The following is a 24,574-nucleotide window of genomic DNA, read 5'->3' on the forward strand; positions in this document are numbered from 1 at the left end:
CGGGGGTAATCCGACCATTTTACCCCCTCTGCCACCGGGGGTGCCGTTGTACATTCGTGTCACGTCCCTGCCCGCCGCGGCGTCCTTGCCCATATGAACGCCGAAACCACCTTCCAGACCCACCGTCCGCGCCTGATGGCCCTGGCCTACCGCCTGCTCGGCAGCCGCGCCGACGCCGAGGACGTGGTCCAAGACGCTTGGCTGCGCTGGTCGGGCGCCGACCCGGCCAGCGTCCGCGACGCCGAGGCCTGGCTGGTCACCGCCACCACCCGGCTCGGCCTGGACCGGCTGCGCGCGGCCAAGCGCGAGCGCGTGCACTACGTCGGGCCGTGGCTGGCTGAACCGCTGGCGGTCACGCTGGAGCCGGACCCGGCGCCCGGCCCGGCCCAGCTGCGTGCGTTTGCCGATGATGTTTCGGTGGCCTTCCTGACCCTGCTTGAGCAGCTCGGCCCCGAAGAGCGCGCTGCGTTCCTGCTGAAGGAGGCCTTCGATCACGATTACCGCGAGATCGCCGACCTGATCGGCCACAGCGAGGCCAACTGCCGGCAGCTGGTGCACCGCGCGCGGCAACGCCTGCAGGCCGGGCGACCGCGCTTCAATGCCGACCCCAGCCAGCACCGGCAGCTGCTGGCGCGCTTCATGGACGCCTCCCAGCGCGGCGACAGCGAGGCGATCCAGGCCCTGCTGCACGCCAACGCACTGCTGGTTTCCGACGGCGGCGGCGTGGTCACCGCAGCGGTGCGCCCGCTGCTGGGCGCCGAACGCATCGGCCGCCTGTTCTGGGCCATCGCCCGCCGCGGCGCGGCACATCCGGCACGGCTGGGCTACGTCAACGGCGAACCGGCGATCCTGCGCTTCATCGGTGACCGCCTGCATTCGGTCACCACCATCGAAGTGGTCGACGGCCGCATCGCCCAGGTGTACAGCGTGCTGAATCCGGAAAAGCTGCCACGGGTTGTCACGCACGGGGACGCCGCGGCGTCCTGGTAGTGAAAGGCGGCCATCGTGGCCGCCGTGGAGCCCACGATGTCCGACCATGCCTCTCCCCGCGTTCCCTACACCCGCCTGGCCGCCGAGGCCTTCAAGGGCCTGCTGGCCACCAGCAAGGCGGTGCATGACAGCTCGATCGATCCGACCCTGATGGAACTGCTGTTCCTGCGCGTGTCGCAGCTCAACGGCTGCGGCTACTGCATGGACATGCACGGCACCGCGCTGCGCAAGGGCGGCATCGAGCCGCGCAAGCTGGACACCCTGCCGGCATGGCACGAAAGCCGCTTCTTCGATGCCCGCGAGCGTGCCGCGCTGGGCTGGGCCGAGGCGCTGACCCGGTTGACCCATGGGGCGCCATCGCAGGCGGCGTTCGATGCGCTGGCACCGCACTTCGATGAGAAGGGCATCAGCGACCTGAGCATGGGGATCGCGGTGATCAATGCCTGGAACCGGCTGGGCGCGGGTCTGCTGCCGCCGCTGCCGTAACAGGGAGTTCTGCTGGCCGGGCTGCGCCCGGCACCGGCAGAGGCAACAGCCAGAGCAGCGTCAAAAGCTGGTTTCCCGAGGAATGGCGGGGTGGATCAGGCCACAGGGGCCGCTGCAAGTACGTCCATGTAAGCTCGGTCGCCGCATCCATGCGGCTCACGCCCCTGCGACCTGACCCACCCCGCCTTCGACAGATTTCCTGCTGCTGTTGGTAGGTGTCGACCTTGGTCGACACGGTAAATCCACATCATGCGTGGATGCGGGAGGGTCAGAGCCCTTTGCGACGCAAAGGGTTCTGACCCCGGCGCGGCCACACGGCTGCACTGACCCCCTCTGCACGCATCAGGCGCGCACAATACGCGCATGCCTGCCACCCCCACCGCTGGCGCCGCCGCCGCGAAGAAACCCAGCCTGCGCCAGCGCTTCAAGGCGATGCGCAACCTGCCGCCGTTCCTGCGCATGGTCTGGCAGACCAGCCCCGCGCTCACCCTGGCCAGCCTCGGCCTGCGCCTGATCCGTGCGTTGCTGCCGGTGGCGATGCTGTACGTCGGCAAGCTGATCATCGACAGCGCCCTGCACCTGAGCCAACACGATGCCGGCTTCCCGCCGCTGGGCGAGGCGCTGTCCAGTGGCGTGCTCAATCCACTGCTGGGCCTGCTGGCCCTGGAATTCGGCCTGGCCATCGCCTCGGACCTGCTCGGCCGCCTGGTCAGCTATGCCGATGCCCTGCTGTCGGAACTGTTCGCCAACGTCACCAGCATCCGGCTGATGGAACACGCCGCGACCCTGGACCTGGAGGACTTCGAGGACCCGGACCTGCAGGACAAGCTGGACCGTGCGCGGCGCCAGACCATGGGCCGGATGAACCTGATGAGCCAGCTGTTCGGCCAGGTCCAGGACGCGATTACCGTGGCCAGCCTGGCCATCGGCCTGTTGGTCTACGCACCGTGGCTGATCCTGCTGCTCGCGCTGGCGCTGGTGCCGGCCTTCATCGGCGAATCGCACTTCAACGCGGCCGGCTACAGCTTGAACTTCCAATGGACGCCCGAGCGCCGCCAGCTCGACTACCTGCGCCAGCTCGGTGCCAGTGTGGAAACGGCCAAGGAAGTGAAGATCTACAACCTGCACCGCTTCCTGGTGGAACGCTACCGGCGCCTGTCGGTGGCGCTGTTCCAGGCCAACCGGGCGCTGGCCCGGCGCCGCGCGTTCTGGGGCACGCTGCTGGCCGCGTTGGGCACGCTGGGCTACTACACCGCCTACGCCTACATCGCCTGGCGCACGGTCCGTGGCGATTTCTCGATCGGCGACCTGACCTTCCTCGCCGGCAGCTTCCTGCGCCTGCGCCAGCTGCTGGAAGGCCTGCTGATCGGGTTCTCGCAGGTAGCCAGCCAGGCGCTGTACCTGGATGACCTGTTCTCGTTCTTCCAGATCCAGCCGGAGATCCACTCGCGCGAAGGCGCAGTGCGCGTGCCGCAGCCGATCCGCCAGGGGTTCGTGTTCGAGAACGTCGGCTTCCGCTACCCGGATGCCGAGCAATGGGCGGTACGCCACCTGGATTTCCAGCTGCAGGCTGGCGAGGTACTGGCCCTGGTCGGCGAGAACGGCGCCGGCAAGACCACCCTGGTCAAGCTGCTGGCGCGGCTGTACGAACCGGACGAGGGCCGCATCCTGCTCGATGGCCGCGACCTGCGCGACTACGACCTGGACGACCTGCGCGCCAATCTCGGGGTGATCTTCCAGGACTTCGTGCGCTACAACCTCAGCGCCGGCGAGAACATCGGCGTCGGCCAGGTCGAGGCCATGGACGATCGGGCACGCATCGCCGACGCCGCGCGCCGCGGCATGGCCGAGGAAGTGATCGACGACCTGCCCGGCGGCTACGACCAGCTGATCGGGCGCCGCTTCAAGCAGGGCGTGGACCTGTCCGGTGGCCAGTGGCAGAAGATCGCCATTGCCCGTGCGTGGATGCGCAATGCGCAGGTGATGATCCTGGATGAGCCAACGGCAGCGCTGGACGCACGCAGCGAGTTCGAAGTGTTCCAGCGGTTCAGGGAATTGGCGGATAATCGCACTGCCGTACTGATTTCCCACCGGTTCTCTTCGGTGCGCATGGCCGATCGCATCCTGGTGCTGGCCGACGGCCGGATCGAGGCCAGCGGCACCCATGAGCAGCTGATGACACAGGGCGGCCGCTATGCCGAGCTGTTCGAGCTGCAGGCGGCCGGCTACCGCTGAGAACGCCTCTCGTTCCGCCTAATGAGAACCTGTCTCATTTGAGATAGAATCACCCCCGACGACTTCCGATAGATACGCCCATGTCCTCCGCTTTTGGCGCCGAAACGGTGCTTGAGGTCCGTCACTGGACCGATGCCTACTTCAGCTTCACCCTCACCCGCGACAGCGGTTTTCGCTTCGAGAACGGCCAGTTCGTGATGATCGGCCTGGAAACCGAGGCGCGGCCGCTGCTGCGCGCGTACTCCATCGCCAGTGCCAACTGGGAAGAGCACCTGGAGTTCTTCAGCATCAAGGTGCAGGACGGCCCGCTGACCTCGCGTCTGCAGCACATCAAGCCGGGCGACAAGGTGCTGGTCGGCAAGAAGCCTACCGGCACCCTGCTGATCAGCGACCTGCACCCCGGCAAGAACCTGTACCTGCTGGGCACCGGCACCGGCATGGCACCGTGGCTGTCGGTGATCAAGGACCCGGAGACCTACGAGCGCTTCGAGAAGGTGATCCTGTGCCATGGCGTGCGCTACGAAAAGGATCTGGCCTATCGCGATTATTTCGAGAAGGAACTGCGTGAGCACGAGTTCCTGGGCGAGATGATCGGCGACAAGCTGCTGTACTACCCGGCCGTCACCCGCGAGCCGTTCGCCAACCAGGGCCGCCTGACCTCGCTGATGGAAAGCGGTGAGATGCAGCGCACCCTCGGCCTGCCGGAACTGAGCCCGGAGAACGACCGCGCGATGATCTGCGGCAGCCCGCAGATGCTGGCCGACCTGCGCAGCGTGCTCGATGCCCGTGGCTTCCAGGTCTCGCCGCGTATCGGCCAACCGGGCCACTACGTATTCGAACGCGCCTTCGTCGAGAAATAATCTGTAACGGTGGTGCCGGCCGCTGGCCGGCTCTCCGTGCGCTAGGGGATTGCCGGCCAGCGGCCGGCACTACCACCCTTCACAGCAGTGCTTCGATTGCGCTGCGCAGCTGCTCCGGCGTGGTGGTCGGAGCATGCCGCGACACCACCCTTCCCTTGCGATCGACCAGGAACTTGCTGAAGTTCCATTTGATGCGGGCAATGCCCAGCAGGCCGCGCTTCTCGCGTGACAGCCATGCCCACAGGGGATCGGCGCCGCTGCCGTTGACCTCGATCTTCTCCGACAAGGGGAAGCTGACCGGATAGTCCAGCGAACAGAACTGGCGGATCTGCGCGGCATCACCCGGCTCCTGCGCGCCGAACTGGTTGCACGGAAAGCCGATCGCCACCAGGCCGCGCTCGCGGTAGTCCTGCCACAGCTGCTCCAGCCCGGTGTACTGCGGGGTGAAACCGCAACGACTGGCGACGTTGACCAGCAGCAGCGGACGGCCCTGGAACTGCGCCAGCGCCTGCGGCTGGCCATCGAGGTCACGGAAGCTGAAATCGTAGGCGGTGGTCATGATGGCGGGGCGTGGGCGGTGATTGCATGGTACCCGCACCCAGCCCCGGCAACATGCCTTTTGACACAAGTGCGGGCGCCGCTGGCCGGGTTACCCTCGGGCCCTTGTTTGCCTTACCGGAGTTCCTACCTTGACCACTCGCCTTGCCCTTGCCGTGGCCATGTCCCTCGGCCTTGCCCTGCCCGCCTTCTCGGCCGGCGCCGCCACCCCGGCTGCCAGCACCAATGCCCAGCAGGCCAACCCGTTCTTCGCCGAAAGCCCGCTGCCGCTGCATTTCCCGCAGTTCGACAGGATCAAGGACAGCGACTTCGCCCCGGCCTTCGACGCCGGCATGGCGCAGCAGCTGAAGGAAGTGGAGGCGATCGCCAACAACAAGGCCAAGCCGACCTTCGACAACACCATCATCGCCCTGGAAAAGAGCGGTGACATCCTCGACCGCGCGACCACCGTGTTCTTCAGCCTGGTCGGCGCCGACACCAACGACACCCGCAAGAAGCTGCAGGCCGACTACTCGGCCAAGTTCGCCGCGCACAGCGATGCGATCGCGCTGAACGGCAAGCTGTTCGCGCGCATCCAGGCACTGTATGACACCCGCAGCCAGCTGGGCCTGGACGCCGAAGGCGTGCGCCTGGTCGAGAAGTACTACGACAACTACGTGCGCGCCGGCGCCAAGCTGTCCGAGGCCGACAAGGCCACGCTGAAGGAGATGAACGCCGAGCTGGCCAACCTGGGCACCAAGTTCAGCCAGAACGTGCAGTCGGAAGTGAACGCTTCGGCGATCACCGTCGACGACGTCAAGGAGCTGGCCGGCCTGTCCAAGGAGCAGATCGCTGCCGCCGCCGAAGCCGCCAAGGCCCGTGGCCTGGAAGGCAAGTACGTGATCACCCTGCTCAACACCACCGGCCAGCCGCCGCTGACCAACCTGGCCAACCGCGCCCTGCGCCAGAAGATCTACGAAGCCTCGATCAGCCGTGGCAGCCGCGGTGGCGAGTTCGACAACACCGCACTGGTCTCGCGCATCATGCAGCTGCGTGCCGACAAGGCCAAGCTGATGGGCTTTGCGAACTTCGCCGCTTACAACCTGACCAACCAGACCGCCAAGACCCCCGAAGCGGTCAACGCGATGCTGGGCAAGCTGGCCCCGGCTGCCGTGGCCAACGCCAAGCGCGAAGCGGCCGACCTGCAGGCGATGATCGACCAGGAACAGAAGGCCGCCGGCAAGAAGACCTTCGCCCTCGAACCGTGGGACTGGGCCTTCTACAGCGAGAAGGTGCGCCAGGCCAAGTACAACTTCGACGAGTCGCAGCTGAAGCCGTACTTCGAAATGAAGAACGTGCTGGAAAACGGCGTGTTCTATGCTGCCGGCCAGGAATTCGGCCTGACCTTCAAGCAGCGTACCGACCTGCCGGTCTACCACGATGACGTCACCGTCTACGACGTGTTCGACGCCGACGGCAGCCAGCTGGCGATCTTCATCTTCGATCCGTATGCGCGCGCGTCCAAGCGTGGCGGTGCGTGGATGAACTCCTACGTTTCGCAGTCCAAGCTGACCGGTTTCAAGCCGGTGGTGGCCAACCACCTGAACATCCCGAAGCCGCCGGCCGGCCAGCCGACCCTGCTGACCTGGGATGAGGTGAACACTACCTTCCACGAGTTCGGCCACGCGCTGCACGGCATGTTCTCCAACGTGAAGTACCCGTACTTCTCGGGCACCTCGGTACCGCGCGACTTCGTCGAGTTCCCCTCGCAGGTCAACGAGATGTGGTCGGACAACCCGGCCATCCTGAAGAACTACGCCAAGCACTACCAGAACGGCTCGGCGATGCCGCAGGCACTGCTGGACAAGGTGCTGGCTGCGGCCAAGTTCAACCAGGGCTTTGCCACCACCGAGTACCTGGGTGCGGCGATGCTCGACCAGCGCTGGCACCAGATCGGCGCCGACCAGGTGCCGGCCGCCAAGGACGTGATGGCCTTCGAGCGCGCTGCGCTGGAGAAGGACGGCATCTACTACGCGCCGGTGCCGCCGCGCTACAAGACCCCGTACTTCAGCCACATCATGGGTGGCTACTCGGCCGGCTACTACGCCTACATCTGGTCGGAAGTGCTCGATGCCAACACCCAGAAGTGGTTCAAGGACAACGGCGGCCTGAGCCGCAAGAACGGCGACCACTTCCGCGCTACGCTGCTGTCCAAGGGCGGCAGCGTCGACGCGATGCAGCTGTTCCGCGATTTCGCCGGCCACGAGCCGCAGATCGAACCGCTGCTGGAAAAGCGTGGCCTGACCGGCGCCGGCAACTGATCGCCCGCGCGGTAGCGTGAAACGAAAACCGCCCGGGAGACCGGGCGGTTTTTTCATGCGCCATCCACGCATGGCATGGATCTACGGGTGGGGGCCGATCGTTGGTCGGCACGATCCTTCCGGGCCATGAACCCCGGCATCGTCCATACACGCATGGCGTGGATCTACTGGCAGTCATCGCGGCGCGATGTACCCGCCCGGCACGCCTTCCGGCGACAGCACCAGCTGCCACAGCTGCGCGTGCCGGCAGCGGAAAGTCGCCATCGACCCGGCCAGGTAGAAACGCCACATGCGCCGGAAGTGCTCGTCATAGCGCGCATCCAGTCGCGGCCAGGCCGCTTCCACGTTGCGCCGCCACGCCTGCAGGGTCAGGTCGTAATCAGTGCCGAAGTTGTGCCAGTCCTCCAGCACGAAGCGTCCTTCGAATGCCTTGCTGATCTGCACCGCCGACGGCAGCATCGAGTTCGGGAAGATGTAGCGCGCGATCCATGGATCGGTTCGATGCCGCGAGATGTTGGTGCCGATGGTATGCAGCAACAGCAACCCGCGTGGCGACAGGCAGCGCCTGGCCACCTCGAAGAAACTGGAATAATTCTTGTCACCGACGTGCTCGAACATGCCGATCGAGAAGATCGCATCGAACGGCTCGTCCAGTTCGCGGTAGTCCTGCAGGCGGATTTCGATCGGCAGCCCGGCGCACAACTCACGGGCGAACTCGGCCTGCTCCCTGGAGATGGTCACGCCGACGCCGCTGACACCGTAGCGCTCGGCAGCGAACTTCAGTGCCTCGCCCCAACCGCAGCCGATGTCCAGCACGCGCTGGCCCGGACGCAGGCCCAGCTTGCGGCAGACCAGGTCGAGCTTGGCCTCCTGCGCGGCGTCAAGATCATCGGCAGTGCGCCAGTAGCCGCAGCTGTAGACCAGGCGCGTTCCGAGCATGGCCTGGTACAGGTCATTGCCGAGGTCGTAATGGCGGCGGCCGACCTCGTAGCTGCCCTGCCCGGCCTGCAGGTTGAACAGGCGCGCCTTCAGCGCATCGGCCACTTCGCGCCAGCCATGCACCCGTTCGTCCAGGTGCGCCTGCATCAGATGGACGAGGAAGTCGTCCAGGACGTTGGCATCCCACCAGCCGTCCATGTAGCTCTCGCCGAGGCCGAGCGAGCCGTGCGCCATGACCCGCGCGAAGAAGCGCGGATCATGCACCTGGATGTCCTGTGGCTGGGTGCCGCCGATGCGGACCCCGGCTTCCTGCAGCAGGCCGGCGACCCGCTCCTGCAACCCTGTATCCACGCCACCTCCTCGACTGCGGTCAACCGCGTGCGAACAGCTCCACGTAGTCCTTGGCCACGTGCGGCAACAGCACCGCCGCCGGTACATCGGCGGTCTGCGTGCCGTCCGAGTATGGACCCACCTGGTAGGGCGGGAAAACAAAGCGCAGCGCGGTGATCTGCCCCTTGTCGTCGGTCAGCGGCTGGAACTGGCTGAAATTGTCGGCCTGCGGGCCGGTACCGTCGGCAATCATGCGCGATGCGTTGCGCAGCGATTCCTGCAGCTGGGCCGGGTCCATGTCCTCGCCGCTGAGGCGGGTGGCCACGCGCTCGCGCAGCTGGTCGGCGACGAAATCGCTGATCGCCTTCCAGCCCTTGGCATCGGCCACCAGCTTTTCGGCGCTGAGCATCTGCTGGTGCTGCGGCAGCCACACGAAGCGTGCCACCAGTGGCTCACCGTGGGCGCCTCCGGTATAGCGGCTGCCATCGGCACTGACCACCACCAGCTGCGGGGTCTCCAGCAGCTTCTCGAAGCTCAGCGACAGCTCGTAGGGCATGGTCGGCTTGTCGTTGCCGAGCCCGTCCAGTGCCTGCTGCAGGTCGCTGCGGGCGCTGGTCGCATAGTCCTGCAGCGCGCGTGCCAGGCCCGGATAACGGTCGATGCCGGCCGGGTAGCTGATGCCCACCACTTCGCGCTCGTTGTTCTCGATCACGTCGCGCAGATCCAGCGGCGCTTCCGTGGTGGGTGTCTCGCCCGCGACCGGGGCCTCGGCGGCGGGGGCCGCGTCGGTCGCCGGTGCCGGCTCGCTCTCACGCTGGCAACCGGCCAGCAACAGCACGCCCACCACGCCGGCCAGCACGCTGCCGCGCAATGGCCGGTTGTTTCCAATCTTCATCGGGATCCCCTGTTCATGTTTGTACATCATCGCCTGCCATGGCTGAAGCGTGGCCCGCCGGCATCAGCCGACGAGCAGGTCGTGATACTCCTCGTGCCGCTGCAGGAAGGCCTCGGCATACGAACACGCCGGCACCACCTTGTATTTCTGCTCGCGGGCGAAGCGCAGCGCGACGCGGGTCAGCTCACCGGCAATACCGCGGCCGGCAATCGGCTCGGGCACTTCGGTGTGGGTGATGACCATGCGCCTGCGCTTGATCTGATAATCAAGCACCGCCAGTTGTCCTCGGACACGGGCGGTGAAGCGATGGCTGGCCAGGTCGTGTTCGACCTCGTAGGCCAGACCGGGGGGCGTGACCGAAGCCATGGAACTGTCTCCTGCGGCGACTGCGTGGATGGTGCGCAGCCGGGCGCCATGATCGCGTGAAGCCTGAACAGGGGCAAGTGCGGTCCATTCACGTCAGTTTTCGACCCTCAAGCTGGAGGGCGGGCGGCCGCTATCGCCTGTGGAGGGGTACGGCCAGGCTGGCACGGCCCTTGCGACCGTAGACCATGCGCATCACCGCGGAGGCCCCGATGCACCCCAGCGATCCCCATTCCGATACCGACCGTGCCCTGCTGGAGGGCCTGCTGCAGCTGGCAGTGGAAGGGCAGACCGAAGACCAGGATTTCCAGCGCATCGGCGAGGAAGTGTTCGCCCGCCTGCTGGACACCTACGGGCAGCAGACCACGGCCTGAACCGGCCGGGGCGGATCGCTGCCGATCCGCCCCCGTTCCCACCCTCAACCGCCGCCGAGGCGGAAGGTCGGGTTGGAGAGTTCACGCAGGAAGTGGTTGAAGATGCTCGGCTGCATGGCCAGCATGAAGATCACGCCAAACGCCGCACCGGCCAGGTGTGCGCTGTGGTTGATGCGATCACCACCGCGCTTGTCCATCCAGATGCTGTAGCCGACGTAGAACGCGGCGTAGATGATGGCCGGCGCCGGGATGAAGAACACCAGGATGATCGACCACGGCTTGATCAGGATGAAGGCGAACAGCACCGCCGACACCGCCCCGGATGCACCGAGGCTGAGGTAGTTCGGGTTCTTCTGGTTCTTCAGGTAGCTGGGCAGGATCGAGACCAGCAGCGCGCCGATATAGAACGCCGGATAGGTCAGGTAGCTGCCGGTCAGCTCCACCATCACGCTCTCGATGAATCCCCCGAAGAAGAACAGGGTGATCATGTTGAAGATCAGGTGCGACCAGTCGGCGTGGATGAAGCCATAGGTCACCAGCCGGTCGTACTGGCGATGGCGGTCCACGGCGGGCGGCCACAGGATCAGGCGGTCGGCCAGCTTGCGGTTGTTGAACGCCATCCACGAAAGGATGGCGGTGATGGCGATCAACAGCAGATTGACGGGGGTCATGTCAGGCTCAGGCGCTACGGTAGTTGTCGACCATACGATAGCGTTTCGCGTACCAACCGAAGGCCAACGCCGCGATGAAGGCGAAGCCGGCGAAGAAGAACATCAGGAACGCCGCCTCGCTCAGGCCGGTCCCGGCGATCTGGTGGGTCACCGTGTCGTTGCGCACCGCCGCGTTGGACAGCAGCACCCACAGGTTGCCGATGGTGGTGGTCAGGTTCCAGAAGCTCATCACCACGCCCTTCATCGCCTGCGGCGCCTGGCTGTAGGCGAACTCCAGGCCGGTGGCCGAGACCAGTACCTCACCGAAGGTCAGCAGTGCGTATGGCAGGATCTGCCAGAAGATCGACATGGCATTGCCGCCGTCCATCACCACCTGGATGCCACCGATGACGATCCAGGCCAGGCCGCTGAAGGCGATACCGGCGGTCATGCGGCGCAGCGCGGTCGGCTCGAAGCCGAAACGGCGCAGCGCCGGGTACAGCACCAGGTTGTTGAAGGGAATCAGGATCATCACCAGCAGCGGGTTCAATGCCTGCATCTGCGAGGCGGTGAACCAGCTCGGCATCTGCATCTGCTGGCCCTGCAGGACCCACGTCGAGGCCTTCTGGTCGAACAGCGAGAAGAACGGCGTGGTCAGCGCGAAGATCACCAGCACGCGCAGCACCGAGCGCACGCCTTCCACGGCTTCGGCCGGATGCTGGCCGCGGGCACGGTCCAGCTGCAGCCAGGTGCCGCCGCCGATGCCGGCCAGGATGGCGACCAGCGCAAGGCACAGGCAGATGACGATGCCCAACGAACCGACCAGCCCGAACGAGGCCACCGCCAGCACCAGGCCGAGCGCGGCGATCACCAGGCCCGGACGGCCCTGCCCGGCGACGCGTGCGGTCAGCGCGGTACGCACCACGTTGGCGAACGAATGCGGGTCCTTCGGCGGCATCGGCACCAGCACGTAGCGCTTGCGGCCCAGCCAGAACACGAAGGTGGCTACGAACATCAGGATGCCCGGGATGCCGAACGCCCACTGCGGGCCCCAGTTCTTCAGCACCAGCGGGATCAGCAGCGAGGCGAACAGCGAGCCGAAGTTGATGATCCAGTAGAAGGCGTCGAAGACGAGCTTGGCCAGGTGCTTGTTGCTCTGGTCGAACTGGTCACCCATGAACGAGGCCACCAGCGGCTTGATGCCGCCAGCGCCGAGCGCGATCAGTCCCAGGCCAAGGAAGAAGCCTTCGCGGCTGTTCTCGAACAGCGCCAGGCACAGGTGGCCGGCGCAGTAGACCAGGCTGAACCAGAGGATGGTGTGGTACTTGCCGAAGAACCTGTCGGCCAGCCAGCCACCGAGCAGCGGGAAGAAATACACGCCGATCATGAAGCTGTGCATGATGTCCTTGGCTTCACCGGCACGGCCTTCCGCAGTGATTTCCTGCAGCAGCAGCGAGGTGATCAGGAACTGCACCAGGATGTTGCGCATCCCGTAGAAACTGAACCGTTCGCAGGCCTCATTGCCGATGATGTACGGAATCTGGCGCGGCATCCTTCCCTGGCCGGCGATGGGGGCAACTGCGTCGTGGCTCATCCTGTAAGGCATTCCTGCAAAGCGAAAGGCGCAAGGTTACCGGAACCAGGCCTTGCGAAGCACGCTGCAGGGCTGCATGACAACGGTGCCAATCCATGGCAGGCGCTCCTGGCTGTGCCGGAAGTCACGGCACCTGCACGACAAAAGCGTAAACTTATCGTTATGCGCCCCCTCGCCTACGCCCGACTCCTGCTCAGCTGCCTGCTGCTGTTGCCGGCGTTGCAGGCCCAGGCGCGACCGCAGGCACCGGCCTCGGCCAGCAGCGAGGGCGAGCCCCGGCAACTGACCGTGGCCGCACTGGAACTGCCCAGCCGCGACGATGCGCAATGGAAGCAGCGCCGCGAGCAGGTCGCACAACTGTTGACCGACCTGCAACCGGACGTGATCTCGGTGCAGCAGGTGCTGCAGCAGCAGGGCCGCAACCCGGCCTGCTGGCTGGCCAGCCGGCTGCGCTACAGCTGCGACTTCGTCACCGCCGATCCACCCAGCCAGCCGCTGCGGCATGGCAATGCCATGCTGACCCGGCTGCCGGTCAGCGAGGACGGCGTCACCCTGTTGCATCCACCCGGGACGTTCAGCGCGGCCGGCATGATGCGGCTGAAGCTTGGCCAGGCGCTGGTCAACATCTACGTGGCGCGGCTGCGCCCGGAGCCGGACGAGGCCACCGCGCGCCAGCACCAGACCAACGACCTGATGACCTGGATCGGCGCCACCGCCGAGGGCATGCCGAGCCTGATCGCCGGCGACTTCTCGGCCTCCACCGTGGAACTGGTGCGCAGCACGCCCGGCTTCCAGCCGGCCCGGCGCAATCCTGGCGGCCGCGCGGAACCGCCAGCGGCCAGTGGCGGTGGAGCCACCGGCCATGGCCTGGACGTGCTGTTCCAGGTCAAGCATTTCGGCGGCATCCGCCAGCAGCCGATCCTGCTGCCGGCCGATGGCGACCTGCCCGGCCTGCGCCTGGGCGTGATGGCAACCCTGCGCCTGCAGGGCGATACGGCCACCGCCGAATAGGTAGTGCCGGCCGCTGGCCGGCTCCTCGGGTACCACACGATTGCCGGCCAGCGGCCGGCACTACCGAATGAATCCTGCAACAAAAAAGGCCGGGGTTTCCCCCGGCCTTTTCATTTCAACCCGCGACGCCGATCAGGCGATCGCTTCCTGGTAGCGGCGCTCGACTTCGTTCCAGTCGATGACGTTGAAGAACGCGCCGATGTATTCCGGACGGCGGTTCTGGTACTTCAGGTAGTACGCGTGTTCCCACACGTCCAGGCCGAGGATGGGGGTGTTGCCTTCCATCAGCGGGCTGTCCTGGTTGCCGGTGCTCTCGACCACGACCTTCTTGTCCGGGGTGACGCTCAGCCATGCCCAGCCGCTGCCGAAACGGGTCAGCGCAGCCTTGGTGAAGGCATCCTTGAACTTGTCGAAGCCACCCAGGTCCTTGTCGATCGCCTTGGCCACGTCGCCCACCGGGTTGCCGCCGGCATTCGGCGCCATCACGGTCCAGAACAGCGAGTGGTTGGCATGGCCACCCCCGTTGTTGCGCACCGGGCCCTGCAGGTTCTCCGGCAGCGACTTGAGCTTCTTCACCAGCTCTTCGACCGGCAGGTCAGCGTACTCGGTGCCTTCCAGCGCCGCGTTGACGTTGTTGATGTAGGTCTGGTGATGCTTGGTGTGATGGATTTCCATCGTCGCCGCATCGATATGCGGTTCCAGCGCGTCGTAGGCGTAGGACAGCTTGGGCAGGGTGTAGGCCATGATGCATCTCCTGATTGCGAGGGCACCCGACGGTGTCGGGCAGTGCGCGGTGAATGATGGGGACAGACCGCAAGATTACCAAGGGGGATGTAAAGGAAATTGCGTCCTGCCGGTGAGCATGCCGGCAATTGTTACGCAGCGGTGACGCTGCGCGTTCCTCATGCCCCGTGCAGCGCACAGGCGTTACAGTGCGTGCCTCGCCCTCGCCTGCCCGTGCCCATGCGCAACCCCCGGCTGCTGATCACCGCCATCGCCCTGCTGCTGCTCGGCCTGGTCGCCAACCACTTCATGCAGCGTGCGCCAGCGCCGCAGTTCGCGCCGGAACTGCAGGGCGCGCCTGCCGCGCAGGCCCCGGCCACGCCGGCAGCCCGCGCCGATGGCGGGTTGCCCGCGTTCCTGCCCGCCGAGGCGCGCCAGACCATCGCGCTGATACAGCGCGGTGGTCCGTTCCCGCACCGCCAGGACGGCAGCACCTTCGGCAACCGCGAGCAGCAGCTGCCGCAGCGCGCGCGCGGCTACTACCGCGAGTACACCGTCGACACGCCTGGCGCACGCACCCGTGGCACGCGCCGCATCGTCACCGGTGGCGATCCGCCAGAGGCGTGGTACTACACCGACGACCACTATGAATCGTTCCGCAGCTTCACCGTACCGGCCCAGGGAGCGCAGTGATGAGCCACGATGATTTCGGCCTCGGCCTGCATGACATCAACAATGCCGGCGTCTACGCCATCGACAGCGACGACATCGACGCGCTGGCCGCGGCGATGCGCGATGCCGGCCTGAAGGTGATCCGCATCGATCTGGAAGGCGTGGCCGACAAGCGCACTCTGCTGGCACGACTGGCCGCGCAGCTGGATTTCCCGGCAGGGTTCGGCGGCAACTGGGATGCTCTGTCGGACAACCTGCGCGACCTGCAATGGCTGCCGGCCAACGGCTATGCACTGTTCCTGGCCGACGTCGATGCACTGCGTGCCGCCACGCAGAAGGACTTCGACACCCTGCTGGAGGTGATGGACGAAACCAGCCGCGACTGGGTTGGCCGTGACGTGCCGTTCTGGGTGTTCCTGTCGCAGAGCGCGTGAGGTCACTGCCCTGGTGGAGGCCGACCTTGGTCGGCGCTTCCGTGCCAACCAAGGTTGGCACCTACCAAAGCGTGTCAGCACGACCGTCACATCCCGTGATGGTTCCGGCGAGGAGCCCCCTTGTTGTTCAAGGGGGCGCGCCAACGGCGCGGGGATAAGGAAACATGCGTGGACAATGGGAGCCGCTAGCGGCTCCCATTGTCTTCCTGCAGTTCTTTCTTGAACGGGATGTCCGGCGGCGGACGCGCCACCGCGGGCTGGTCCTGCATGTTCGGATTGGTCAGGCCACAGCCACCACCGGCCTGCAGGATCGAGATCACGCAGGAGATCTTCGAGCCGGTGCCCGGCAACGGAATCTCCATCGACTTGATGCCCTTGCGCACCCACTCGGCCAGCAGCGATTCCTGCGGCACCCAGTACTTGTCGAACGAGGTGGGTGTGTAGTCGTACGGCGGCCGCTTCAACCAGGTGCCGGACTGGGCGATACGCTCCTTGGTCCAGCCATCGTTGGCACCGCCGGGGGCGCCCCGTTCGGCGTGCCCTTCGCCCTCCTGCCCCGGCACCCGCACGCTGCCATCGGCATTGAACAGACCGCTGCCCTTGCCGGAGGCAGCGGCATTGGCCTGGCGCGCGCCACTGCTGGCACCGTCGCGGTTGCGGCTGGATGCCCCCCAGTCATCGCCCTTGGCAGGCGTGGCCCAATTGCCCGGATCGGGTGCCGGGCGCGCGCCGGCCTGGGCCGGTGCGGTACTGGATGCCGACGTGCGCGCTGTCGTGCTGCTGGCCTGCGCCGCGCTGCTGCTGGCCGCAGGCGCAGCAGTTGCCGCGGCGACACTGCCACTGGAAGGTGATGGCGCCGCCGCTGGTGCCGAGGCGACTTCGCGTTCGCGCACCTGCACGTCACGGCCCGCCGGCGCATGTACGGTCGGCTCACGGCCGGCCACGGTCGCCATCCGCACCTGCGGATCGACCACGGCCTGCACCTCGCGTTCGCGCACCTGCAGTTCCTGTTGCCGAAGGCGTACCTGCACATCCGCGGTGCGCAGCGGCTGCGGCGCCACCGGGGCGTCGACCGTACTGACTTCGCGCTCCTGTACCTGGATGTCACGCAACTGCGGCGTGCGCACCGCGACGGCCGGTGCATGCAGCGGCGTCGGCACAGGGGGCGCCTGCAACGGCTGCACGCTGCGCTCGCGCACCGTGGGTGTGGTGTCGCGCGGCACGATGCTGACCTCGGTACGCGGCACGCTGACCGGCGGCACCACGAAGTCGGAGCTGGCCTCGGCCACGTCGGTGGCCTGCACCGGCGACGGCGGCGGTGCCGCGACCGGCGCGGGTTCGGCTTCAGCCGGCGGCGCAGGCACGCTGGCGGTGGCTGCCGGCGCCGGCATGGGCGCAGGCGCCGACGCTGCGGCGGGACGCGGTTGCGGTGCGCTGGCGGCTCCCGCCTCGCGGCCGGCCGCCACCTGCCCGGCCGGCGCGGCGGCAGCGGCTTCGGCGCCCGGCTGGTCGCCACCGCCTTCCTGGGTAGCGCGGCCGACGAATTCCACCTGCACGCGCTCGCCTTCAGCGCCCTCTTCCTCCGGCGCCGTGGTGCGGATCACCGCCACCCACAGCAGCAGCACGAAGAACAGCAGATGCAACAGCGCGCTGACCAGAGCCGAGGTCCAGCGCATCCAGCGCTGATCGCGCGGTGCGGCATCCCAGTCCTGCCAGAACAACCGGCGCAGCGCCTGCCACGGGGACAAACGCGGTGATTGCCCGGGTGGCCCGGGCAACGGACGCGGCAACAGCACCGCGATGATCTCGCCGGCATGCAGCGGCCGCGGCAATGGACCGAGCGAGCGCAGCCACATCGCCCAGCCATAGGGCAGGCGCGTGGTTTTCTCGAGGACGGCCCCGGGCTGCTGGCGCGCCAGCAGCAGGTCGATGAGCTGCTCGGCCCGGGTCAGAGGCACGCGTCAGCGATCAGGCGGCGTTGCCGCGAGGGATGTACGGCGCGTGGCCACTGTCGTGGTCGGTCGCGTCACGTACAGCGGTCACGCCCGGCACGCGGCCCATCAGGGTCTTCTCGATGCCCTGCTTGAGGGTCACGTCGGCCATGCCGCAGCCCTGGCAGCCACCACCGAAGCGCAGCAGCACCACGCCGTCGGCCGAGACTTCCTGCACGGCCACCTTGCCGCCATGCGAGGCCAGCTGCGGATTGATTTCGTTCTCGACCACCCAATGCACGCGCTCGACCAGCGAGGCGGCATCGCCGGGCGCTTCGCCCTTGATGCGCGGCGCCTTGATAGTCAGCTGCTGGGCACCGGCGGTGCCGGCGACGATGTCGATCTCGGCGCCATCGAGCCAGCCGACGCTGCTGGCATCGACATAGAGGGTGAAACCATCGCAGTCCACCGCCCACTCGTCGCCGAGCAGATCGGTCGGTTCGGCGAATTCCAGCCGGGCATCGGCGCGCGGGGTACCGGGATCGACCGCGCTGAGGCGCACGCCCATGCCGGGCACGCCCTCGCGTTCGATCAACTTGCGGAAATGGGTCTGGGCAGTGTCGGAGATCTGGATCATCAGGCTATTCTAGCCAAGTAAGCGTCAGCCGCTCATTCGGTTTATACACCGTCCGGCGCATTGTTCAGTCAACACGAGGTGGAGATTCCCATGGCCGACCTGATTCCACTGGCCCAGGCCCGTTGCGTGCCGCGCAAAGGCAGCGACCACAAGCTTGGCGAAGCCCGCCTGGCCGAACTGCTGCCGCAGGTTCCCGGCTGGGAGCTGAGCGAGGGCGGCCAGGCCCTGTCGCGCACCTTCCGCTTCAAGGATTACTACGCCACCATGGCCTTCGTGAACGCGCTGGCCTGGATCGCCCACCGCGAGGACCACCATCCGGACCTGGGCGTGCACTACGACCGCGCGGTCGTGCGCTTCTCCACCCACGATGTGGGCGGCCTGAGCGAGAACGACTTCATCTGCGCGGCAAAGACTTCGGCCCTGACGGAGCAACTGCCATGAACGTACGCCTGCTGAGCCTGTCCCTGTTCGCTGCGACCGGCCTGGCCGGCTGCGGCGCGTCCGAACCGCCGGCACCGCCACCGCCGCCGCCGACCGAAGTGGCCGCGGTGAAGACGCCGCCGCCGCAGTACCCGCTGGAACTGGCCTGCATGGGCGTGGGCGGCACCAGCACCTTCAAGGTCACCATCGGTACCGACGGCAAGCCCAGCGAGGTCGTCCTGCTGACCGGCGCCGGCAACCCGCAGCTGGACGAGCTGGCCAAGGCCGCCGTGCAGGGCTGGCAGTTCAACGCCGCCACCCGCAACGGCCAGCCGGTGCCGGCCACCATCCAGGTGCCGGTCAGCTTCAACCCACCGCAGCCGAAGCCGGACCAGTGCTTCGCCATCGAAGAACGCTTGCGCCGCGGCGGTTGATCGCGCGCGCCCCGACGAGGCAAGCCGACGCCCGCCTCGCCCTCGCCGCCCCGGCCTTGCCCAGGGCGGTTGTCTGTTGACCAGGATCGCGTCGGTACATGCTGCAGATTCCCCCGGAAAACGTCTGGATCGCGCTCGCGGTCACCCTCGCGGCCGGTCTGGCCACCGCCATCGGCAGCCTGCTGGTGCTGTTCTCGCGCCGGCCCAATCCGCGCCTGCTGGCCTTCGGGCTGGCCTTCGCCGGCGGTGCCATGGTCTACGTGTCGCTGTCGGAGATCCTCAACAAGTCCATTGCGTCCTTCGCGCTGGCCTATGGCGAGCGCACCGGCTTCACCTACGGCACCCTGGCGTTCCTGCTGGGCGTGATCGTGATCGTACTGATCGACCATTTCATTCCCAACCCGCATGACAGCCTGGACAAGCAGGACCCGGCATTCCGCGAGAACAGCCGCGAGTACCTGAAGCGCGTCGCCCTGCTGACCTCGATCGCCATCACCGCACACAACTTCCCGGAAGGGCTGGCAACGTTCTTCGCGACCCTGGAGAGCCCATCGGTGGGCATGCCGCTGGCCTTCGCCATCGCCATCCACAACATCCCCGAGGGCATCGCGATCGCGGTGCCGGTGTACTTCGCCACCCAGAACAAGTTCTACGCGTTCAGCGCCAGTCTGCTGTCGGGCCTGGCCGAGCCGGTGGGCGCGGCGCTGGGCTACTGGCTGCTGTCCGGATCGCTGTCGCACGCCACCTTCGGCTGGGTGTTCGGGCTGATTGCCGGCGTGATGGTGTTCCTGGCCCTGGATGAACTGCTGCCGGCGGCCAAGCGCTATGCCAAGGGCCACGAAACCGTGTACGGGCTGGTGGCGGGCATGGGCACGCTGGCAATCAGCCTGGTGCTGTTCAAGTGGTGAGCAATTCCAGGCCCGCCCCGTAGAGTCGAGCTTGCTCGACTGACATTCCTCGACCGAACAGCAGTCGAGCAAGCTCGACTCTACAAGGGGATACGGCGCGCTGCCTGTCCTGCCTACTTCAGCCGATCCAGCGCCTCGACCAGCTCATCGGCCAGCGGCGCGTTCAGCACGTACGGGCTCTTGCCGTCGTCCAGTGCGAACTCCAGCGACGCCGCATGCAGGAACAGGCGCTTCAGCCCGATCTGCTCACGAAGCCGCTTGTTGACGACCGGATCGCCGTACTTGTCGTCACCGGCCACCGGGTGCCCCAGGTGCTGGGCATGCACGCGGATCTGGTGCGTGCGGCCGGTCTCGATGCGGACCTCGCAGTACGAATGCCCGCCGCGACGCTCGAGCACGCGGAAGTGGCTGATCGACTCCTTGCCGATCGCGTTGACCTGCACATGGCGCTCGCCGCCCTGGCGCAGGCCCACGTGCAGCGGCGCATCGACCGTCATCACGCCGTCGGGCATGCGCCCGGTCAGCAGGGTCAGGTAGCGCTTGCGGATGCCGGCGCCGTGGTCTTCACGCAGCAGCGCCTGCAGCTCGCTCAGCGCCGAGCGCTTCTTGGCCACGATCAGCAGGCCCGATGTGTCGCGATCCAACCGGTGGACCAGCTCCAGGGTCTGCCCCGGGCGCAGCGCACGCAGGGTCTCGATGGCGCCGAAACTGATGCCGCTGCCGCCGTGGCTGGCCACGCCGGTGGGCTTGTTCAGGGCCAGCAGGCGGGCGTCCTCGAAGACGATGGCCTGCTCCAGCCGACGCATGAACGCCTCCGGCGGACCGGCCTTGTCTCCCTCTTCGGTGAGACGAACCGGTGGCACACGCACCTCGTCTCCGGCCTCCAGCTTGCGTTCGGCCTTGGCCCGGCCGCCGTTCACCCGCACCTGTCCGCTGCGCACCAGCTTGTAGACCAGGCTGCGCGGGGCGCCTTTCAGCTGGCCGAGCAGGAAGTTGTCCAGGCGCTGGCCGGCGCGGTCGGCGGGAACGGTGATCATGCGCACGGAAGGCTTGTCGCCAGCGGGCTTGGTGGGGTCTTGGGCGGTCATCAGGCTGTTTATTCTGTTACACTCGGGGGGCGAGATAAGGGATTGATTTCGTTGGAAGTTACTCAGGGCCAGAAGCCCAGCTTCCGACGAATCCGGCACAGTGCGCGACCACCGCCCGCGGGGCGGCCATGTTAGCGGCTCACCGGCCTTCCCGGCCATCGCCGGATGCCTGACACGCAACCGTGCTGAACATGTCCCGCGTGGCGCTCCAGCCTGGCTGACAGCTGCCTGCGGCCCTGCAACACCCAAAAACCCATAAGAGTGAAGCGCTCCCGCGGCCTGCCGTGGTGTCGTAGCGCTGGAAACCCAAGCCGCCCTCCCCGCGCTTGCGCGAATGGGCGGCGAGCCGTGTCCAGAGGCGAAACCCCATGGCGTTCCGCGCGGTAGCCGCTTGCGAGGAACGCAACAATGAAGCGAATGCTGATCAACGCCACGCAGGCTGAAGAGCTGCGTGTTGCCATCGTGGATGGCCAGTCGTTGTATGACATCGACATCGAACAGCCGTCGAAGGAACAGAAGAAGTCCAACATCTACAAGGGCCGGATCTTCCGCATCGAGCCCTCGCTGGAAGCGGCCTTCGTCGAATACGGTGGTGGCCGCCATGGCTTCCTGCCGCTGAAGGAAATCTCCCGCGACTACTTCCAGGCCGGTGTCGACCACAACAAGGCCGGCATCCGTGAGCTGCTGCGGGAAGGCCAGGAAATCGTCGTCCAGGTGGACAAGGAAGAGCGCGGCAACAAGGGCGCCGCCCTGACCACGTTCATCTCGCTGGCCGGCCGCTACATGGTGCTGATGCCGAACTCGCCGAGCGCGGGCGGTGTCTCCCGTCGCATCGAAGGCGAAGACCGGGCCGCGCTGAAGGACGCCCTGGACAAGCTGAACATCCCCGACGACATGGGCGTGATCATCCGCACCGCCGGCGTCGGCCGCGATGCCGAAGAGCTGCAGTGGGATCTGGACTACCTGCTCAACGTCTGGCGTGCCATCGCCGAGGCCGCGCTGAGCAAACCGGCCCCGTTCCTGATCTACCAGGAATCGCGCCTGATCGTGCGCGCCCTGCGTGACTACCTGCGCGCCGACATCGGCGAGATCCTGGTCGACACCGAGGAGATGTACGAGCACGCCCGCGAGTTCATGCAGCAGGTGATGCCGCAGACCCTGCGCAAGCTCAAGCACTACAAGGACGACATCCCGCTGTTCAACCGCTTCCAGATCGAGTCGCAGATCGAAGGCGCCTACGAGCGCAACGTGCGCCTGCCGTCGGGTGGCTCGATCGTGGTCGACCAGACCGAAGCGCTGACCGCGGTCGACGTCAACTCCTCGCGCGCCACCAAGGGCAGCGACATCGAGGACACCGCGTTCCAGACCAACCTGGAAGCGGCCGAGGAAGTGGCCCGCCAGCTGCGCCTGCGCGACCTCGGCGGCCTGGTGGTAATTGATTTCATCGACATGGCCTCCAACAAGCACCAGCGCGAGGTCGAGAACCGCCTGGCCAACGCGCTGAAGTACGACCGCGCGCGCGTGCAGGTCGGCCGCATCTCGCGCTTCGGCCTGCTGGAAATGAGCCGCCAGCGCCTGCGTCCGAGCCTGGGCGAGTCCAGCCAGATCGTCTGCCCGCGTTGCGACGGCCACGGCCGCATGCGCAGCGTCGAGTCGCTGTCGCTGTCGATCATCCGCGTTGCCGAAGAGCATGCGATGAAGGAGAACACCGGGCAGGTGCTGGTCCAGGCCCCGGTGGAGATCGCCAATTACCTGCTGAACGAAAAGCGCAGCGCCCTGCGCGAGATCGAGCAGCGCCACGAAGCGCCGATCGTGATCGTCGCCGACGAGCAGCTGCACACCCCGCACTACACCGTGACCCGCCTGCGCGAGAACGAGCTGGGCGAAGAGAGCAACAAGCCCAGCTACCAGCGCGGCACCCCGCGCAAGCTGCCGGTGCACGCCCTGACCAAGGGCCAGCTGAACATCCCGCCGCCGGCGGTGACCCAGGTCAAGCACACCTCCCCCGCCCCGGTGCGCGAGGAAGTGGAGCCGGCCGCGGCCGCTCCGGCTCCGGTGGTGGCCGCGCCGGTGGCGCAGGCTCCGAGCGGTGGCGTGATCGGTTGGCTCAAGCGCGTGTTCGGTGGCGAACCGGCCCCCGCACCGGCGCCGGCGGCTCCGGCGGCGCGCCAGCAGCAGGACGGCGGCCGCAAGGACCGCAACAAGGATCGCAACAAGGACCGCAAGGACCGTCGCGACGACAACCGTGGCAACGGCGGCAACGGCAACGGCAACGCACAGCAGCAGAAGGACGGCGGCAACCGCAAGGACCGCGGTGAGCAGCGCAAGGACGGCCGCAACGGTAACAACAGCAATGCCCAGCAGCAGCCGCAGCAGGGCAAGCAGAAGGAGCCGCAGCAGAAGGATGGCCAGCAGCCGCAGCAGCAGAACAAGCCGCGCAACGAGCAGCAGGGCCAGAACCCGCAGCAGCCGAAGCTGAAGCAGCCGAAGCAGCCGCGCCCGCAGCAGGACGGTGACAAGCCGGCCGAGAAGCCGCAGCGCAACGCCGCCGAGGTCTCGACCGAAACCGTGACTGCGGCTGCCGCCGTGGCCGCCTCGGCGGTCGCCGCCAACGTGGTGACTGCGCAGGAAGCGACTGCACCGGTGGCGCCGGTCGTCCCGGTGTCCACCGCTCCGGTGGACGCCGCAGCACCGGTCGAGACCGCTGCCAATGCGGCCAGCGAGGCCGAGGTGGTTGCGGTCGCTGGTGAAGAGGCTGCAACCGACGCCAACGGTGACCAGGCCGGCGAAGGCGCGACCCGCCGTCGTCGCGGCCGTCGCGGTGGCCGTCGCCGTCGTCGCGGTGGCGCCGAGAACGCTGCCGGCAGCGACGTTCTGGGCGATGACCAGGACGACGGTGACGACGGCGATGACACTGATGTCGCCGAGCCGACCGCTGACAGCACTGCCGGCACCGCGCCGGTCGCTGCTGCGCAGCCGGCTCGTTCGCAGCCGGAGTTCGACTTCGATGATGAAGTCGAGCCCGCCGCTACCGACGCCGCAAAGCCGGCTCGCGCCGCTGCTGCCGTTGTCGCCGCGCCGGTCGCGGTGGTGAGCAGCGCCGTGGTCGAAGCCGCTGCGCCGGTCGTGGCCGAAGCGAAGGCTCCGGTCGAAGCTACGGTCAAGGCCGAACCGGCACCGTCGCCGGTACAGACCAGCATGCTCGATGCCATCGACGCTGCGACGCCGGTGCAGCCGGCGGCCGTTGCGACCCCGGTGACGGAAGCAACGCAGGCGGTGGTCGAGGCTGCCCCGGTCGTTGAAGCTGCCCCGGCTGTTGAGACGAAGCCGGTCGTGGCCGAGGCAGCGCCGGTGGTGGAATCGAAGCCGGAGGTTGTTGACGCTTCCCCGGTGGCGGAAGCCCAGCCGGCGGCCGTTGAGGCTGCCCCGGTGGTGGAGACCACTCCGGTGGTGGACGCCGCTGTGGCGATTGAAGCCACGCCGGTCGTCGAGACCGCGCCGATCGCCGAACAGCCGGTCGCCCCGGTGGCGGTCGAGGCCGCTCCGGTGGAAGCCGCTGCCCCGGTCGCCGAGGCAGTGGTGGCACCGTCGATTGACCCGGTTGCCGATGGCCACACCGACGCTGCGGCCCAGGCTGCCGAAGCCAAGGCTGACGAAGAAGACGAAGAGACCGCCAAGCGCACGCCGCCGGCGCACTGATCGCCTCCTGATCGTGTGAATCGAAACGGCGGGGATCGATGAT

The 24,574-nt window shown here is 67.1% G+C and carries 23 protein-coding genes; 13 read left to right on the forward strand and 10 right to left on the reverse strand.

Translation table 11 applies throughout. The annotated features are described in order from the left end of the window. Positions 1 to 93: 93 nt before the first annotated feature. From K5L94_RS14880 to K5L94_RS14895, 4 genes are all read left to right on the forward strand, one after another. Positions 94 to 990, forward strand: a complete 897-nt coding sequence (locus K5L94_RS14880) for an RNA polymerase sigma-70 factor (RefSeq protein WP_274510763.1) — start codon at positions 94 to 96, stop codon at positions 988 to 990. Positions 991 to 1,026: 36 nt separating this feature from the next. Then, the gene (locus tag K5L94_RS14885; RefSeq protein WP_274510764.1) at positions 1,027 to 1,476 is read left to right on the forward strand and encodes a carboxymuconolactone decarboxylase family protein; all 450 of its coding nucleotides are present in this window, start codon (positions 1,027 to 1,029) and stop codon (positions 1,474 to 1,476) included. A 363-nt stretch (positions 1,477 to 1,839) separates the two neighbouring features. Continuing rightward, positions 1,840 to 3,711 (forward strand): ABC transporter ATP-binding protein, encoded by a 1,872-nt coding sequence (locus K5L94_RS14890; RefSeq protein ID WP_274510765.1) that lies wholly within the window; start codon positions 1,840 to 1,842, stop codon positions 3,709 to 3,711. An 80-nt stretch (positions 3,712 to 3,791) separates the two neighbouring features. Next, positions 3,792 to 4,571, forward strand: coding sequence for a ferredoxin--NADP reductase (locus tag K5L94_RS14895; protein WP_006455701.1), 780 nt, complete (start codon positions 3,792 to 3,794; stop codon positions 4,569 to 4,571). A 79-nt stretch (positions 4,572 to 4,650) separates the two neighbouring features. Here K5L94_RS14895 and K5L94_RS14900 read toward each other — a convergent pair whose 3' ends face one another. Next, on the reverse strand, positions 4,651 to 5,130 hold the full coding sequence (locus K5L94_RS14900; RefSeq protein ID WP_274510766.1) for a glutathione peroxidase: 480 nt from the start codon (positions 5,128 to 5,130) through the stop codon (positions 4,651 to 4,653). Positions 5,131 to 5,260: 130 nt separating this feature from the next. On the opposite strand from K5L94_RS14900, the gene K5L94_RS14905 reads away from it, so the two are divergent. Next, positions 5,261 to 7,429, forward strand: coding sequence for a M3 family metallopeptidase (locus K5L94_RS14905; RefSeq protein ID WP_274510767.1), 2,169 nt, complete (start codon positions 5,261 to 5,263; stop codon positions 7,427 to 7,429). Between the two features lie 174 nt (positions 7,430 to 7,603). Here the strand turns inward: K5L94_RS14905 and cfa are convergent, their stop codons facing one another. The 3 genes from cfa to K5L94_RS14920 are packed head-to-tail and all read right to left on the reverse strand — an operon-like array spanning position 7,604 to position 9,959. After that, positions 7,604 to 8,719 (reverse strand): cyclopropane fatty acyl phospholipid synthase, encoded by a 1,116-nt coding sequence (cfa, locus tag K5L94_RS14910; protein ID WP_180879730.1) that lies wholly within the window; start codon positions 8,717 to 8,719, stop codon positions 7,604 to 7,606. Positions 8,720 to 8,738: 19 nt separating this feature from the next. Then, positions 8,739 to 9,620 (reverse strand): DUF3298 and DUF4163 domain-containing protein, encoded by an 882-nt coding sequence (locus K5L94_RS14915; protein WP_180879732.1) that lies wholly within the window; start codon positions 9,618 to 9,620, stop codon positions 8,739 to 8,741. 36 nt (positions 9,621 to 9,656) lie between these two features. After that, the gene (locus tag K5L94_RS14920) at positions 9,657 to 9,959 is read right to left on the reverse strand and encodes a GNAT family N-acetyltransferase (RefSeq protein WP_006377679.1); all 303 of its coding nucleotides are present in this window, start codon (positions 9,957 to 9,959) and stop codon (positions 9,657 to 9,659) included. Between the two features lie 185 nt (positions 9,960 to 10,144). Here K5L94_RS14920 and K5L94_RS14925 point away from each other — a divergent pair, with 185 nt between their 5' ends. Next, positions 10,145 to 10,330 carry a hypothetical protein gene (locus tag K5L94_RS14925; protein ID WP_008264509.1) on the forward strand — a complete coding sequence of 62 codons (186 nt, stop codon included), beginning with the start codon at positions 10,145 to 10,147 and terminating at the stop codon, positions 10,328 to 10,330. A gap of 44 nt (positions 10,331 to 10,374) precedes the next feature. On the opposite strand, the gene K5L94_RS14930 is transcribed toward K5L94_RS14925, so the two are convergent. After that, positions 10,375 to 11,001: a rhomboid family intramembrane serine protease gene (locus K5L94_RS14930; protein ID WP_049458513.1), complete on the reverse strand. Its 627-nt coding sequence runs from the start codon at positions 10,999 to 11,001 to the stop codon at positions 10,375 to 10,377. A 7-nt stretch (positions 11,002 to 11,008) separates the two neighbouring features. Further along, entirely contained in the window at positions 11,009 to 12,574 is a 1,566-nt protein-coding gene (locus K5L94_RS14935) for a POT-type proton-dependent oligopeptide transporter (protein WP_274510769.1), read from the reverse strand. Positions 12,575 to 12,736: 162 nt separating this feature from the next. Here K5L94_RS14935 and K5L94_RS14940 point away from each other — a divergent pair, with 162 nt between their 5' ends. Next, positions 12,737 to 13,585 carry an endonuclease/exonuclease/phosphatase family protein gene (locus tag K5L94_RS14940; protein ID WP_274510771.1) on the forward strand — a complete coding sequence of 283 codons (849 nt, stop codon included), beginning with the start codon at positions 12,737 to 12,739 and terminating at the stop codon, positions 13,583 to 13,585. Between the two features lie 132 nt (positions 13,586 to 13,717). On the opposite strand, the gene K5L94_RS14945 is transcribed toward K5L94_RS14940, so the two are convergent. After that, positions 13,718 to 14,329 carry a superoxide dismutase gene (locus tag K5L94_RS14945; RefSeq protein WP_005410310.1) on the reverse strand — a complete coding sequence of 204 codons (612 nt, stop codon included), beginning with the start codon at positions 14,327 to 14,329 and terminating at the stop codon, positions 13,718 to 13,720. A gap of 219 nt (positions 14,330 to 14,548) precedes the next feature. Between K5L94_RS14945 and K5L94_RS14950 the strand changes: the two genes are divergently transcribed. Continuing rightward, the gene (locus K5L94_RS14950) at positions 14,549 to 15,001 is read left to right on the forward strand and encodes a guanyl-specific ribonuclease (protein ID WP_053450275.1); all 453 of its coding nucleotides are present in this window, start codon (positions 14,549 to 14,551) and stop codon (positions 14,999 to 15,001) included. Next, entirely contained in the window at positions 15,001 to 15,414 is a 414-nt protein-coding gene (locus K5L94_RS14955) for a barstar family protein (protein WP_053450276.1), read from the forward strand. The genes K5L94_RS14950 and K5L94_RS14955 overlap by 1 nt, the downstream gene beginning before the upstream one ends. 185 nt (positions 15,415 to 15,599) lie before the next feature. Here the strand turns inward: K5L94_RS14955 and K5L94_RS14960 are convergent, their stop codons facing one another. Next, positions 15,600 to 17,372: a hypothetical protein gene (locus K5L94_RS14960; RefSeq protein ID WP_274510785.1), complete on the reverse strand. Its 1,773-nt coding sequence runs from the start codon at positions 17,370 to 17,372 to the stop codon at positions 15,600 to 15,602. A gap of 10 nt (positions 17,373 to 17,382) precedes the next feature. Further along, positions 17,383 to 17,982 (reverse strand): NfuA family Fe-S biogenesis protein, encoded by a 600-nt coding sequence (locus K5L94_RS14965; RefSeq protein ID WP_006456023.1) that lies wholly within the window; start codon positions 17,980 to 17,982, stop codon positions 17,383 to 17,385. Between the two features lie 90 nt (positions 17,983 to 18,072). Between K5L94_RS14965 and K5L94_RS14970 the strand changes: the two genes are divergently transcribed. From K5L94_RS14970 to zupT, 3 genes are all read left to right on the forward strand, one after another. Continuing rightward, entirely contained in the window at positions 18,073 to 18,423 is a 351-nt protein-coding gene (locus K5L94_RS14970) for a 4a-hydroxytetrahydrobiopterin dehydratase (protein WP_049466833.1), read from the forward strand. Then, positions 18,420 to 18,836, forward strand: a complete 417-nt coding sequence (locus tag K5L94_RS14975; protein WP_053450278.1) for an energy transducer TonB — start codon at positions 18,420 to 18,422, stop codon at positions 18,834 to 18,836. The genes K5L94_RS14970 and K5L94_RS14975 overlap by 4 nt, the downstream gene beginning before the upstream one ends. A 98-nt stretch (positions 18,837 to 18,934) precedes the next feature. After that, positions 18,935 to 19,744 carry a zinc transporter ZupT gene (gene zupT / locus K5L94_RS14980; RefSeq protein ID WP_006456115.1) on the forward strand — a complete coding sequence of 270 codons (810 nt, stop codon included), beginning with the start codon at positions 18,935 to 18,937 and terminating at the stop codon, positions 19,742 to 19,744. A gap of 113 nt (positions 19,745 to 19,857) precedes the next feature. Here zupT and K5L94_RS14985 read toward each other — a convergent pair whose 3' ends face one another. Next, positions 19,858 to 20,832: an RluA family pseudouridine synthase gene (locus K5L94_RS14985; RefSeq protein WP_040007401.1), complete on the reverse strand. Its 975-nt coding sequence runs from the start codon at positions 20,830 to 20,832 to the stop codon at positions 19,858 to 19,860. Between the two features lie 408 nt (positions 20,833 to 21,240). Between K5L94_RS14985 and rne the strand changes: the two genes are divergently transcribed. Next, on the forward strand, positions 21,241 to 24,531 hold the full coding sequence (gene rne, locus K5L94_RS14990; RefSeq protein WP_274510789.1) for a ribonuclease E: 3,291 nt from the start codon (positions 21,241 to 21,243) through the stop codon (positions 24,529 to 24,531). Positions 24,532 to 24,574: the final 43 nt, after the last annotated feature.

The organism is Stenotrophomonas forensis (genome assembly GCF_028752115.1).
Lineage (GTDB): Bacteria > Pseudomonadota > Gammaproteobacteria > Xanthomonadales > Xanthomonadaceae > Stenotrophomonas > Stenotrophomonas forensis.